Below are 15165 nucleotides of genomic sequence, written 5' to 3' on the forward strand. Positions count from 1 at the left end.
CGATTTTGCCGAAATCGGCGTAAAAAGCGGTCGCCATTAGCCATGGTTCTGATAGGGTTTGGCCTATCATGAGTGGGAGAGACTTCATGGGCGTGAAATACAATCCGAAGCGGGACAGACACATCGACGCAGCAAAGGCGGCCGCCATCAAACTGGGCGTCGACGGGCTGGCGCCGGAGATCCTCTTCGGTGGGGCCAGCAACGACGACCTCGATCTCTATTCGGCGGACATGCTGGCGCTGATTGCAGCCCATGCGCACCGTGAACTCGCCCGCTGGGACGGCGGCAAGCCACAGGTTTCGGTCGAGAGCGTCGCCGGCGTCGCACCTGGCGGCACCGAGGTTTCTATCATCGCGATTACCGAACGCAACATGCCGTTTCTCTATGATTCGATCATGGGAGAGATCACCAGCACGCACCGCGATATTCACCTCGCGATCCACCCCATTCTGGTTCAGGAACCGGGCAAGCCGGCGAAGCTCTTCGATCCGGAAGAGGCAAGCGATCCGGCGCACCGCGTCAGCCACATCCAGATCCATCTGACCAAGCTCGCGCCCGTCGAGGCCGAACATCTCAGCAACCGCATTCGCGACGTGCTGGAGCAGGTGCATCAGACCGTGCACGACTGGCCGGCGATGACGGCGCTGCTCGACCAGGCCATGCAGGAGCTCGAGGCCTACAATGCGTCGCGCAAGAAGAGCGACCGCGACGAGGCGCTCGCCTTCCTTCGCTGGCTGCGCGACAACAACTTCACCTTCCTCGGCATGCGCGAATACACCTATTCGGGCAAGGGCGAGAAGGCAGCCGTCGAACGCGGCAAGGGCAGGGGCCTCGGTATTCTTTCCAACCCGGACGTCCGCGTCCTGCGCCAGGGCAAGGACGCGGTGCTGACCACGCCGGAAATCCTCGCCTTCCTTGACGGTCCGGATTTCCTGATCGTCACCAAGGCCAACGTCAAGTCGGTCGTGCATCGCCGCGCCTATATGGACTATGTCGGCGTCAAGCGTTTTGATGCCGACGGCAATGTCACCGGGGAACTGCGCATCGTCGGCCTGTTTACCTCCACGGCCTACACCCGCCAGGCATCCGAGATCCCGCTGCTGCGCCACAAGATCGAGAAGATCGTCGATCACTTCGGCTACGATCCGCAGAGCCATTCCGGCAAGATGCTGGCAAACACGCTGGAATCCTACCCGCGTGACGACCTGTTCCAGATCGATGTCGGCCTGCTTGCCGCCTTCTGCGAGCAGATCAACGAACTCGGCGACCGGCCGCGCATTCGCGTGCTGCCGCGCATCGACCATTTCGACCGTTTCGTCTCGGTCATCGTCTTCGTGCCGCGCGAACAATATGATTCGGACGTTCGCGAGAAGATCGGCGACTACCTGAAGACGGTCTATGACGGCCGCGTCTCGGCTTACTACCCGGCCTTCCCGGAAGGCGGCCTGGCCCGCGTCCACTTCATTATCGGCCGTTCCGCCGGCAAGACCCCGCGCATTCCGCAGGCCAAGCTCGAGGAAGCCGTTCGTGAAATCGTGACGCGCTGGATCGACCGGTTCGATCTGCTCGCGCGCAAGGACGGCATCGGACTCAATGTCGACGAGGCCTATCAGTCGTTCTTCACGCCGGCGGAAGCCTATGCGGACCTCGCGGGTATCGCCGCCTGCAAGACGGAAGACCCGATCCGGATCTCCTTCTATCACTACCCGCGCGCCGTCACGCGCGCTGATACGGCAGAGCTGAAGATCTTCCATGCCGGCGAGCCCGTATCGCTGTCGCGCCGCGTGCCGCTGCTCGAAAACCTCGGTTTCCGGGTGATCAGCGAGCAGACCTACGACATCGGCGTCGAGGCCCATGGCGAAGACGAGCGCAAGGTCGTGCTGCACGACATGGAGCTGATCCACCGCGACGGACACACGCTGAACCTCGACAAGACGGGCCCGGCCCTGGAAGAGGCCTTCCTCGCCGCCTGGAACGGCACGATCGAGGACGACAACTTCAACCGGCTGATCCTGCTTGCTGGGCTCAATGCCCGCGAAGTCACGGTGCTGCGCGCCTATGCCCGCTATCTGCGCCAGGCCGGCATCACCTATTCGCAGGGCTATATCGCCGACACGCTGAACAAGTATCCGGCGATCGCAGCCGATATCTTCAAGCTGTTCGTGACCCGCATGGATCCGAAGCTCGAGGAAAAGCCGCGTGCCAAGAAGTGCAGCGCCCTGCTTTCCGCGATCGAAGACGCGCTGTCAGCCGTTCCGAGCCTCGACGAAGACCGCATCCTGCGCCGCTACGTCAACGCGATCGAAGCGACGCTCCGGACCAACTACTTCCAGCATGATGCAGAGGGCAAGCCGCGCGCGGTTCTCGCCTTCAAGCTCGATCCGAAGCAGCTCGACGGCCTGCCGGAACCGCGCCCGTTCCGCGAAATCTTCGTCTACGGCACCGAGGTCGAGGGCGTGCATCTGCGCTTCGGCAAGGTCGCCCGTGGCGGCCTGCGCTGGTCGGACCGCGCTCAGGACTACCGTACGGAAGTGCTTGGCCTCGTCAAGGCGCAGCAGGTCAAGAACGCCGTCATCGTGCCGGTTGGCGCCAAGGGCGGCTTCTATCCGAAGCAGCTCCCGATCGGCGGCACCCGTGACGAGGTCTTCAAGGCCGGTACCGAAGCCTACAAGACCTATATCCGCACCCTGCTTTCGGTGACCGACAACATCGTCGGCCAGGATATCGTGCCGCCGGCCGATACGCTGCGCCGCGACGGCGACGACCCCTATTTCGTCGTTGCCGCCGACAAGGGCACGGCGACCTTCTCCGACACCGCCAACGGCCTTGCGCAGGAAGCGGGCTTCTGGCTCGACGACGCCTTCGCCTCCGGCGGTTCCGCCGGCTACGACCACAAGAAGATGGGCATCACCGCCCGCGGCGCCTGGGAGACCGTCAAGCGGCACTTCCGCGAGATGGACATCGACATCCAGACGACGCCCTTCACCGTCGCCGGTGTCGGCGACATGTCGGGCGACGTCTTCGGCAACGGCATGCTGCTCTCGGAGAAGATCCGCCTGATCGCTGCCTTCGACCACCGCGACATCTTCATCGATCCGAATCCAGATATCGAAGCCTCCTTTGCCGAGCGCAAACGCATGTTCGCCCTGCCGCGTTCGAGCTGGCAGGACTACGACCGCAAGACGCTTTCCGAGGGCGCGATGATCATCTCGCGTGCCGAGAAATCGGTGACGCTGACGCCGCAGGCGATGGCGGCCATCGGCCTCGACAAGCAGAAGGCCACCCCCTTCGAGATCATGAACGCGATCCTGAAGAGCCAGGTCGACCTGCTTTGGTTCGGCGGCATCGGCACCTATGTGCGCGGCAGCAACGAAACGGATGCGGAAGTCGGCGACCGTGCCAACGATGCCATCCGCGTGACCGCCGAAGAGGTCCGCGCCCGCGTCATCGGCGAGGGCGCCAACCTCGGCGTTACCCAGAAGGGCCGCATCGGCTTCGGCCTCAATGGCGGCCGCTGCAATTCGGATGCCATCGACAACTCGGCGGGCGTCAACTCCTCGGACGTCGAGGTCAACATCAAGATCGCGCTTGCTTCGGCCATGCGCGAGGGTCGCCTGACCCGTGCGAAGCGCAACACGCTGCTCGCCTCGATGACCGAGGAAGTGGGCCATCTGGTGCTGCGCAACAACTACGAGCAATCGCTGGCAATCTCGCTGACTGCGATGCAGGGCCTCGGCAACCGTACGACGCTTGGCCGGCTCATGACACGCCTCGAGGCCGACGGCCATCTCAACCGCAAGGTCGAGACACTGCCGACCGACCAGGCGATGACCGAGCGCTATCAGGCGGGCAAGCCTTTGACCCGCGCGGAAATCGGCGTGCTGCTGTCTTACTCCAAGCTTGTTCTCTTCGATGAGCTGATTGCGAGCGAACTGCCTGACGATCCGTACTTCACGGCGACGCTGGAGCGTTACTTCCCGGCGAAGATGCGCAAGGCCTATGCGGGCGACATCCGCGGGCATCGCCTGCGCCGCGAAATCATCGCGACGATCCTCGCCAATGAGGTGATCAACCGCGGCGGTCCCGCCTTCGTCTCGACCCTGACGGACGCCACCGGCTTCCTCTCAGCCGACGTCGTCAAGGCCGCAGTGCTGGCACTCGACGGCTTCGACCTGCCGCGCATCTATGACGAGATCGACGCGCTCGACAACAAGATCGGTGGCGGCCTGCAGAACATCCTCTACCAGGAAGTCGGCCGCATCTTCACGCTCGTCACCGAGCGGGCCTTGCGGACCCATGCAGCGACCGGCTCCGTCTCCGAGGCCGTATCGCGCCTGCGTGACGGCCTGCAGAAGCTGCGCGGCACGATGCGGACCGCGGTTTCCGGCGAGAGCGCCGAAGAAGCACGGCTGAAGACGGCGGCCTTCGTCGAAGGCGGCGTACCGGCCAAGCTCGCCGAGGAGATCTCGGAACTGGCGCTGATGACGCTCGTGCCGGAGATCATGCAGATTGCCGCTGAAACCGGCGAGACGCTGAGCCGCACGGCACAAGGCTACTTCGCCGTCACCGATACGCTTCGGATCAACCGGCTGCTGGCGGCCTCCGATCGCGTTCCGGCGACGGAGCAGTTCGAGGCCATGGCTCTGTCGCGGGCAGTGTCCGATATCGCCGCGGCCCGGCGGGAGATCACCGCAGCAGCGCTGCGCGAGCAGAAGAAGGAACGCAACCCGGTTGCTGCCTGGGAGGAGAGCGCACGCGTCCGTGTCGCCCAGGCGACCGGCCAGCTGCAGCTCCTGACCGAGAAGGGCGAAACGACGCTCGCCAAGATCACGGTTGCTGCAGGTCTCCTCAACGACCTGGCACGCGGACGGGCGAAGTGAGACGGTTCGTCCCGTCTTGATCGGCGCGGATCGGATTGAACCGGTCCGCCTGACCAGGAGGAACGGGGGCGCGGGCAGTTTTTTCACCCGGATCCTGCTCTGGACCTTTTGGAATCGGTCCGATTGAAGATAGGCTGCGCCGCGCGTTCCAGGGACGCGCGGCGCAGTCGTTTCGGGAGGGGACCTTGCAGATTTTGGCCGAGAGGACTGAAGAACAGCCGCGGGCATCGCGGGCAGGCATCGCCGGCTGGATGCTGTTCGACTGGGCGGCGCAACCCTTCTTCACCGTCGTCACCACCTTCATCTTCGGCCCCTACTTCGTCTCCCGATTGACCGAGGATCACGCCGTCGGCCAGGCCATGTGGGGCTATACGCTGACCGTTTCCGGCATCATCATCGCGGTCCTTTCGCCAGTGCTGGGTGCCATCGCGGACGCGACCGGCCCGCGAAAGCCCTGGATCGCCTTCTTCGCCGTCATCAAGATCATATCGCTGGCTATGCTCTGGTTTGCGGCCCCGGGCTCGCCGATCCTCTTCCCGGCGATCTTCATGGTGCTCGCGTCCGTCGCGGCCGAATTCTCGATCGTCTTCAATGATTCGATGATGACCCGGCTGGTCGACGAGAAGAATGTCGGCCGCATCTCCAACATCGCCTGGGGTCTCGGTTATCTCGGCGGCATGATCGTGCTGATCGCCGTCGTCGCACTGCTTGCCGGCAATCCCGAAACCGGCAAGACGGCAGCCGGCATCGATCCCTTGTTCGGGCTGGATCCGGCAACGGGCGAGGACGCGCGCATCACCGGACCGATTTCAGCGCTTTGGTATTTCGTCTTCATCCTGCCGATGTTCCTGTTCACGCCTGACGCGACCAAGGCGATCATGTCGCTCGGCAAGGCGACCGTGACCGGCCTCAGGGAGCTCAAGGGTACGCTCGGCGAACTCAGGGAAAGAGCCGGCATTCTGCGCTTCCTGATCGCGCGCATGATCTTCCAGGACGGCGTCAACGGCCTTCTGGCACTCGGCGGTACCTTCGCCGCGGCCATGTTCGGCTGGCGGACGCTGGAACTCGGCATCTACGGCATCATTCTTAACGTCGTCGCCATCGGCGGCTGTCTCTACGCAAGCAGGCTCGACGCCCGGCTCGGTTCCAAGGCCATCGTCACCGCCAGCCTCATCTGCCTCATCATTGCGACGATAGGCATCGTCTCGACCGGCCCCGGCTTTACCGCCTTTGGCTTGATACCGCTATCGACAGACGACTCCGGTGCGCTCTTCGGCACCGCCGCCGAGAAAGCCTACATCCTCTACGGCCTGCTGGTCGGCATCGCCTTCGGTCCCGTACAGGCCTCCTCACGCTCCTATCTCGCCCGCAGCGTCAGCCCGGACGAGGCAGGCCGCTACTTCGGCCTCTATGCGCTCTCCGGCCGCGCCACCTCATTCCTCGCCCCTGCGGCGGTTGCCACGATCACGCTTGCCACCGACTCGGCTCGCACCGGCATGATGGCGCTCATCGCCTTCCTTGTGGTCGGTTTCCTGATCCTGCTGCGCACGCCGTATCCAGCCGACGCCAGACACAAGAAAGCCGCCGAGTCCTGGGGACGCGACGGCCACTGACTGTTGATTGTACAGGCAACTCCGGGACAAGCATCAAACGCCTGTCCCGGTGTCGTCTCAGTGACGGAAGTGGCGCATGCCGGTGAAGACCATGGCAACGCCATGTTCGTCGGCGGCGGCAATCACCTCTTCATCGCGCATCGAACCACCCGGCTGGATGACGGCGGTCGCACCCGCGGCGATCGCCGAAAGCAGACCGTCAGCAAACGGCAGGAAGGCTTCGGACGCGACTGCGGAGCCCTTGGTGAGCGGCGTTGCCAGGCCCAGGGCCTTGGCCGCTTCCTCGGCCTTGATTGCCGCGATGCGCGCGGAATCGACGCGGCTCATCTGGCCGGCGCCGATGCCGGCGGTCTGGCCATCCTTCGCATAGACGATCGCGTTCGACTTGACGTGCTTCGCCACCTTGAAGGCGAACTTCATGTCCTCGAGTTCCTGGGCGGTCGGCGCACGCTTGGTCACGACCTTGAGCTCGAGATCTTCGACCATGCCGTTGTCACGCGTCTGCACCAGCAGGCCGCCCGAGACGGTTTTGGCCGCAAGGCCCGGGATGCGCGGGTCCGGCAGGCCGCCGGTCGAAAGCAGCCGCAGGTTCGGCTTGCGGGCGATCACGGCCTTGGCCGCCTCACTGACGGACGGAGCGATGATCACTTCGGTGAACAGCTTGACGATTTCTTCCGCCGTTTCCGCATCGAGTTCCTGGTTGAGCGCGATGATGCCGCCGAAAGCCGAGGTGGAATCGCAGGCAAGCGCCCGGCGATAGGCTTCGGCAAGCGTCGGCGCGGTGGCGACGCCGCACGGATTGGCATGCTTGATGATGGCGCAGGCCGGCGCCTTCTCCGGCAGGAATTCGCCGACGAGTTCGAAGGCGGCATCCGTATCGTTGATGTTGTTGTAGGAAAGCTGCTTGCCCTGCAGCAGCGTCGCGGTGGCGACGCCCGGGCGGTTCTCACCGGTAAGATAAAAGCCCGCCTTCTGGTGCGGGTTCTCGCCGTAACGCATTTCTTCCTTGAGCACGCCACCGATGACCCGGTGGCGCGGCATCGGCGTATCGAGCGCCTCGGCGAACCAGTTGGAGATGGCTGCATCATAAGCCGCGGTCCGGGCATAGGCCTTGGCTGCCATCTTCTGACGGAACGCATAGGTCGTCTTGCCGCCAGCAAGCTCGTCCAGCAGCACCGGATAATCGGCCGGATCCGTGACGATCGTCACATAGGCATGGTTCTTGGCCGAGGCGCGGATCATCGCCGGGCCGCCGATGTCGATGTTCTCGACGGTCGTCGGGTAGTCGCCGCCTTTGGCCCGGACTTCTTCGAAGGGATAGAGGTTGATGATCGCGAGATCGATCGCGGTAATGCCGTGCGTCGACATGGCAGCGACGTGGTCGGCATCGTCGCGGATCGCCAGCAAGCCGCCATGCACGCCCGGATGCAGCGTCTTCACGCGGCCATCCATGACTTCAGGAAAGCCGGTCAGTTCGGAAACGTCGCTCACCGGCAGGCCGGCCTCCGAAAGTGCTTTGTGCGTGCCGCCGGTCGATACGAGCCGGATCCCCTTCTCGTGAAGGGAACGCGCCAGATCGACGACGCCGGTCTTGTCGGAGACGGAGAGGAGGGCGGTGCGAACCGTGACCTCGTTCGGGGCGGGGATTTTCTTGGAGGCGACAGCCATCAACCATGCTCCTTTGGCGGCGCCGGACGCCCGGGAGGATGCTCCGGCGGTTGGGATGGCTGCCCGTTAGCATAGCTTGCCGGTCGAAGAAACCTCCACGAGACGGCAGCGCTAAAATAAGCACTTCAGTTCGCCCGCGAGAAGGTCCACTGGATCTCCGGCTGGCGGGCGACGGCGAAGGTTACGGTCAGTTGCGACGATGCGCGGATGCCGGAAGGATCGGCAAAGAAGATATCCTCTTCGACCGCAAGCTCTCCGTCCTGGCAGGCAAAGAGCCAGATCTCGCCATCCGGCGCGGTCAGAAAGATCTCGCGCGCATTGTTCTGGCGGATGCCGACCGCCGGATGAATATGGAAGCGGGCGACCGCGGTGGCCGTATCGCCTTCGTCCGGATCACTGCCGTCGGCACGCGACAGCCGGTCGCGACCGCGGATCATACGGCCGCCGTTCAGGACGCCGATGTCACGCTCGTGCACCAGGCCGAAGGCGGCAAGATAACCGTCATGACTTGCCGTCACCGACTCCAGCCCACCCGGCTCGTCCTTGCGCGCCACCGCGACCTTGGAAACGCCAGTCGTCATGATCGGCCCGAGAAAGCGCGACTGCGAGAAGCGTGACGAGGACGTGTCGTTGACGGTCACCGTCGAATGCGCAGCGGTCGTGCGCGCCATCTGCCTGAAACGATCGCCGGCAAATTTCGGTGCGCCCGAATTGACGACGAAGCGAGTCTTGCCCGAGGACATCTCGAAGGACAGGCAGCCGGCATGGGCACTGCGCGAAAGATCGACGGACAGCGGCCGACCGGTATCCATGATGACGACCGTGTTCTCGATCGCCAGGCGCTCGTAATGCGCATGGGGCAGAGACCGGAACGGTTCGCCCGCCGTCTCGTCGTAACGCAGCACGGAGGCCAGTTCATGCGCCAGGACCGAGGTTGCGCCGTTGAACAGCGCGAGTTCCCCGCCCTGATGCCGGAAGAAGCGCAGGGCCGGATACATCCGGTCGATGCAGGGGATCAGCCGCGACGGCACGTCATGGCCGAGATTGACGTAGGTCTGCCGGAGCGGCAGCAGATCGAGCAGCAGTTCGAGCCCGGCCCGCGGGCTGCGCGAGCAATGGCTGCCATCCGGCAGGATCTGGCGGTCGAGTTCGAGGTCGAGATGGCGCGAGGCCTTGCGAATGGCGCTCGGCGAAGCCGGCATCGCGACCGACGCCATCGCAAGCGCAAGCCGCACCCGAAGCCGCGCCTCGCCGTCGCGCACCGTATCGGCGATATGGCGAAGATAACGCACCTGAAGCGCGAGGCTCTTCAGGAAACGGCGATAGAAACCGTGTTCCGCGTTGCGCAGAACCACAGGCGAGTGGGAAAGCCAAGCAATGATGCGCTGGGCTATGATGTCCGGATCCCAGGCAATGCCGCCGAGATCGCGGCCATGGGTGGCGATCCAATCGTCGACGATCTGGCGCAAACGCACGTAGCCGGCGTCCTCGCGGATCGCACGCAGATGTCTCAGCCAGCCGAAGGAGTGGAGACGCGCCGCAAACTCGCGCGACGGAAGATCGATCTCGAACGGCGAGTCGCCTTCCGTATCGAGAACGCGGCCGGCAAGCGGGAAACGCCCGGCGAGGATTTCCTCGGCGACAAAGGGATCGACGGCCCGGAGGTCGGTCGGCGCGACGATCAGGCGGTTCGGCGTCGAGCCGGTGAAACGCAGGGTGGAGACGCGGCCGATCGACAGCCGGCGCGACACGCGGCGCCAGCCTTCACGCACATACAGGTAAGAAAGCCTCCGCCTGCCGGAAAACAACCTCAACGCCGCCGGTTTCCTCATTTCTGGCACGACCGCTCAAACACCTGAGCGGGCGATGGTCTCGCGCCAGCCGCCGCATGGTGCCAGAGAGACCGTTAAACTTTTATCAATCTTGCCATCTTTGATAGGCCTCCGGCGCGAAAGCGTCAAATGACACGGCAAAACAGGGCCGTGAGCCCATCCTGACCGGCCTGACCGCGAGCCGGCGGTGTTATTTGCGGCGAATCACTGCCGCGTAGAAGCCATCGAGGCCGCTGGCAAAGGGCGCATCGAGCGGCAGCATGGCCGGCGTGGTGCGCATCTCGCCGAGCGGTGTGATTGCGTCCTCCAGCCCCGGCCAATCCGCAGCCGCGATCGCAACCCGCTCATAGGCAGCGCCGGAACCGACCACTCTCGCGACGACCTCTTCGCCTTCGAGCGGATCGAGGGAGCAATTGGAGAAGACGACAATGCCGCCGGGCTTGACCACGGTGAGCGCATGGCGAAGCAGCCGCTCCTGCAAGGCGGCGAGCTTGGCGATATCTTCCGGCCCCTTGGTCCACAGCACGTCGGGGTGACGGCGCGTCGTGCCGGTGGACGAACAGGGCGCGTCGAGCAAGGCCGCATCGAACAGCGTTTCCGGCTGGAAGTCGGCCATGTTGACTTCCTTCGTCTCCGCCTCCAGGCCGAGCCGCTTCAGATTGCCCTTCAGCCGGCGCAAGCGGCTGCCGGACTGATCAAGCGCCGTCACATCAGCCCCGGCGAGGATGAGCTGGGCGGTCTTGCCGCCCGGTGCGGCACAGAGATCGACGACCCGCTTGCCGCCGAGGTCGCCGAACAGTCGCGCCGGTATCGACGCGGCAGCGTCCTGAACCCACCAGGCGCCCTCTTCGAATCCGGCTAAGGAAGGAATGGCGCCGGAAAATGCGCCGAGACGAACCGAGCCCGTCGGCAAGACGGTGCCACCGAGACGTTCGGCCCAGCTTGCCGGTTCCGATTTGACCGAGAGGTCGATTGCCGCCGGTGTGAGCTGCGCTTCGGCGATCTGCTGGGCTGGTCCAGCGCCATAGCGGGCGACCAGGCGCTCGAAGAACCACTCCGGCATCGCCGGCACATCCCGCATGCTTTCTAGAATGGCATCCTTCTCACGCGAGAGGCGCCGAAGAACCGCATTCACGAGATTGGCGAAACGCCGATTGCGCGGATCCGCCTGCGCCTGCTCGACGGCGAGGTCGACGGCGGAATGGTCAGGCACATCGAGATAGAGGATCTGTGCGGCTGCCACGGCAAGCACGTGCTCGAGCGCGCGTGCGCCCTCCGGCAAAGGCGTCTGCAGCAGCGAACCGATGGCGGCCTGGATGCGTGGCAGATGGCGAAGGGCGGAGTTCAGGATTGCCCGAACCAGAGCGCGGTCGGCCTCGTTGAGCTCGCGGTAGGCCGGATTGCCGTGCTCGCTGTCGAGCATGCCGTCCAGCGACGTCTTGCGGTCGATGACCGCGGCCAGAATTTTCGCGGCGGCCTGGCGTGCTCTGAGACCCGGTTTTTCCGGACCGCGCGGCGCGGCGGGCGTCTTCGATTTCGCCGCGGCGCCGTTTCGGTGTGATCGTTTCGGACGTGAATCGTTTTTGTTTTCTGCGGACATCAGGACCAGGGACCTTTGGGCGGTTCGGAACCACCGCGACCCCAACCGGTAGAGGGCACAGAGCGCGATTTGCGCACGGGATTATCAGCACGAACCGGCGGCGTCGAGACCGAAGACATTTCCTGGGCCATCTGCTGAAGAGCCGCAATCCGGTTTTCCGTGTTCGGATGGGTCGAGAACAGATTGTCCATGCGTTCGCCGGAGAGCGGATTGATGATGAACATATGCGCCGTCGCCGGATTACGCTCGGCATCGTCATTGTGAATCTGATGGGCGGCGCCGGCGATCTTCTCCAGCGCGGAGGCCAGCGCCAGGGGCTTGCCGCAGATCTCGGCGCCGCGCCGGTCTGCCGAGTATTCACGGGTGCGGCTGATCGCCATCTGCACCAGCATCGCCGCCATCGGTGCCACGATCATGGCGACCAGCGTGCCGATGAAACCCAGCGGGTTATTGTTTTCGCGGTTGCCACTGAAGAAGAAGGCAAAGTTGCCGAGCATCGAGATCGCACCCGCAAGCGTCGCCGTCAGCGTCATCGTAAGCGTGTCACGGTTTTGGACATGCGCCAGTTCATGCGCCATCACGCCCGCGACTTCATCATAGCTCAGCGCATGCAGCAGGCCGGTCGAGGCGGCGACCGCGGCGTTTTCCGGGTTGCGACCAGTGGCGAACGCATTCGGCTGCGGGCTGTCGATGACATAGACGCGCGGCATCGGCAGCCCGGCATTTCGGGCGAGGTCACGGACGATGCCGTAATATTCCGGTGCGCTGCGTTCATCGACTTCCTGGGCGCGATACATGCGCAGCACCATCTTGTCGGAGTTCCAGTAGGAGAAGAAGTTCATGCCTGCAGCGATGACAAAGGCGATCATCATGCCGCCACGTCCACCGATGACGAAGCCCACCGCCATGAACAGGGCGGTCATGACTGCAAGCAGCATGGCGGTGCGGACAAGGTTCATCAAAGTCTCCGGATCGTCGATGTTTCACGTGAATCAGGGTTCCCGTATTGGGAACGGCATCCTATATGATGGGTGCAAATCCCCCGTTCTTCAATATTGATGCTCGAATCCGGATACCGTTCAGATGCAGAACGACAATGATAATGCTCCCGATCGTCCGAGGCGACCACTGTCGCCTGCAGCCATGCGCGCGCTGAAGGAAGCCGAAGAGCGACGTCGGGTGGAGATCAAGAAGGAACTGCCGCCGGAAATCGGCGGACGCGGCGGTGAAGATCCTGCCCGCTACGGCGATTGGGAGATCAAGGGTCGGGCGATCGATTTCTGAATTTGGCTGCAAGCTGTCAGCCCTTGGCCGCGATCTGAATCCGGCTCACAAAGTCGCAGCGGGCGCAAAACGGTGCACGTCGCGACCCAGCACTTCTCTTGCGAAGCGTGTTTGTCTCGATCGAAACGGCCGCTGCCACCCCAACGGGATAGACAGCGGCCGGGAGCGTCAGGCCTTGTTCTGGCGGTTGGCGATCAGATCGTCGACGACTGCCGGATCGGCGAGCGTTGACGTATCGCCGAGCGCGCCGAAATCGTCTTCGGCGATCTTGCGCAGGATGCGCCGCATGATCTTGCCCGAGCGGGTCTTCGGCAGGCCGGGCGCAAACTGGATCTTGTCAGGCGTGGCGATCGGTCCAATCTCCGAACGAACATGCTTCACCAGAGCTGCGCGAAGATCATCATTGCCGGTCTCGCCGGCCATCAGCGAGACATAGCAGTAGATGCCCTGTCCCTTGATCGGATGCGGATAGCCGACGACGGCGGCTTCCGAGACCAAGTGATGCGATACAAGCGCGGATTCGACTTCAGCCGTGCCGAGACGATGGCCGGAAACGTTCAAGACGTCGTCGACACGACCGGTGATCCAGTAATAGCCGTCCTCATCGCGACGGCAGCCGTCACCGGTGAAATACTTGCCCTTGTAGGTGGCGAAGTAGGTCTGGCCGAAACGCGCGTGATCGCCATAGATCGTGCGCATCTGCCCCGGCCAGCTATCAATGATGCAGAGGTTGCCGTCGGCAGGGCCCTCGAGTACGTTGCCCTCATTGTCGACGAGCTGCGGCTGCACGCCGAAGAACGGCCGGGTGGCGGAACCGGGCTTGAGGTCGGTCGCGCCCGGCAGCGGCGTGATCAGAATGCCGCCGGTCTCCGTCTGCCACCAGGTATCGACGATCGGCGACTTCTGCTCGCCGACGACGTTGTAATACCACTCCCAGGCTTCCGGGTTGATGGGCTCACCGACCGAGCCGAGCAGGCGCAGCGACGAGCGCGACGAGCGCTTGACGAAATCGTCGCCAGCCCCCATCAGCGAGCGGATCGCCGTCGGTGCCGTGTAGAAGACATTGACCTTGTGCTTGTCGACCACTTCCCAGAAGCGTCCGGCATCCGGGAAATTCGGAACACCTTCAAACATCACGGTCGTCGCCGCATTCGCGAGCGGACCATAGACGATATAGGAGTGGCCGGTGACCCAGCCGACGTCGGCCGTGCACCAGTAGATATCGCCGTCACGGTAGTCGAAGACATATTCATGCGTCATCGATGCGTAGACGAGGTAACCGCCGGTCGTGTGCAGCACGCCCTTCGGCTTGCCGGTCGAGCCCGAGGTGTAGAGAATGAACAGCGGGTCTTCCGCCTTCATCTTCGCCGGCTCGCAATGCGGCTTCACGGTCGCGATTTCCTGGTGATACCAGAGGTCGCGGCCAGGTGCCCATGCAGTCTTGCCGCCGGTGCGGCGGACCACCAGCACCTTGTTGACGATGACATGCTGCTTGGCCGCGATATCGATCGCCGTGTCGGTGTTTTCCTTGAGCGGCACCGGCCTGCCGCCGCGCACGCCCTCATCGCAGGTGATGACGAAGGTGGATTCGCAGTCGACGATACGGCCGGCGAGCGCGTCCGGCGAGAAGCCGCCAAAGACGACGGAATGGATCGCACCGATGCGGGCGCAGGCGAGCATCGCATAGGCGGCTTCCGGGATCATCGGCATATAGATGGTGACGCGGTCGCCCTTCTTGACGCCGTGCTTCTTCAGCACATTGGCGAGGCGACAAACCTGCTCGTAGAGCTGGTTGTAGGTGATTTTCTTGTCGATATAGGGATTGTCGCCTTCCCAGATGATCGCGGTCTTCTCACCATGCGTCTTCAGGTGGCGGTCAATGCAGTTATAGGAGACGTTGGTCAGGCCGTCTTCGTACCACTTGATCGAAACCTTGCCCTTGAACGAGGTGTTCTTGACCTTGGTATAGGGCTTGAACCAATCGATCCGTTTGCCGTGTTTGCCCCAGAACTTCGCCGGGTCCGAAACGCTCTCCTCATACCACTTCAGGTAAGTGGCGTTGTCGAGCAGCGTCCGGCTCTTGGCAGACTTCAACACCGGATAGATCTTGGCGGACATTTTTTCCTCCCTGCGCATTTCGATGCCGGGCGACCCCTCCCCGGGGCGCCCGCCTCGCGCACATTCATAGCAGGTCAAATCCCCGCCGCAATTAGACAAAAGGACATTTGGAACTGAAGAATTGCAATTTTGAGACAAGGACGGTATAGAGGCCCACATTTCCCGGAAAT

8 protein-coding genes are annotated in these 15165 nt (G+C 63.5%); 3 read left to right on the forward strand and 5 right to left on the reverse strand.

Annotated elements, in window-relative coordinates; genetic code table 11:
- Positions 1-86 precede the first annotated feature (86 nt).
- Both AC1Z3V_RS16955 and AC1Z3V_RS16960 read left to right on the forward strand, forming a co-directional pair.
- The gene (locus AC1Z3V_RS16955; RefSeq protein ID WP_483500548.1) at positions 87-4880 is read left to right on the forward strand and encodes an NAD-glutamate dehydrogenase; all 4794 of its coding nucleotides are present in this window, start codon (positions 87-89) and stop codon (positions 4878-4880) included.
- A gap of 185 nt (positions 4881-5065) precedes the next feature.
- Entirely contained in the window at positions 5066-6493 is a 1428-nt protein-coding gene (locus tag AC1Z3V_RS16960) for an MFS transporter (RefSeq protein WP_483500550.1), read from the forward strand.
- A 57-nt stretch (positions 6494-6550) separates the two neighbouring features.
- Here AC1Z3V_RS16960 and purH read toward each other — a convergent pair whose 3' ends face one another.
- The 4 genes from purH to htpX form a co-directional block, all read right to left on the reverse strand.
- Positions 6551-8161 (reverse strand): bifunctional phosphoribosylaminoimidazolecarboxamide formyltransferase/IMP cyclohydrolase, encoded by a 1611-nt coding sequence (gene purH, locus AC1Z3V_RS16965; RefSeq protein ID WP_429818868.1) that lies wholly within the window; start codon positions 8159-8161, stop codon positions 6551-6553.
- Positions 8162-8286: 125 nt separating this feature from the next.
- Positions 8287-9969 carry a heparinase II/III family protein gene (locus AC1Z3V_RS16970; protein WP_483504104.1) on the reverse strand — a complete coding sequence of 561 codons (1683 nt, stop codon included), beginning with the start codon at positions 9967-9969 and terminating at the stop codon, positions 8287-8289.
- A gap of 214 nt (positions 9970-10183) precedes the next feature.
- On the reverse strand, positions 10184-11593 hold the full coding sequence (locus tag AC1Z3V_RS16975) for an RsmB/NOP family class I SAM-dependent RNA methyltransferase (RefSeq protein WP_483500552.1): 1410 nt from the start codon (positions 11591-11593) through the stop codon (positions 10184-10186).
- The gene (gene htpX / locus AC1Z3V_RS16980) at positions 11593-12552 is read right to left on the reverse strand and encodes a zinc metalloprotease HtpX (protein WP_429818861.1); all 960 of its coding nucleotides are present in this window, start codon (positions 12550-12552) and stop codon (positions 11593-11595) included. The genes AC1Z3V_RS16975 and htpX overlap by 1 nt, the downstream gene beginning before the upstream one ends.
- A gap of 124 nt (positions 12553-12676) precedes the next feature.
- Between htpX and AC1Z3V_RS16985 the strand changes: the two genes are divergently transcribed.
- Positions 12677-12877: a DUF1674 domain-containing protein gene (locus tag AC1Z3V_RS16985; protein ID WP_429818858.1), complete on the forward strand. Its 201-nt coding sequence runs from the start codon at positions 12677-12679 to the stop codon at positions 12875-12877.
- Between the two features lie 168 nt (positions 12878-13045).
- Here the strand turns inward: AC1Z3V_RS16985 and acs are convergent, their stop codons facing one another.
- Positions 13046-14995, reverse strand: coding sequence for an acetate--CoA ligase (acs, locus tag AC1Z3V_RS16990; RefSeq protein ID WP_483500554.1), 1950 nt, complete (start codon positions 14993-14995; stop codon positions 13046-13048).
- Positions 14996-15165 lie beyond the last annotated feature (170 nt).

This window comes from Ensifer sp. 38_S197 (assembly GCF_056924495.1).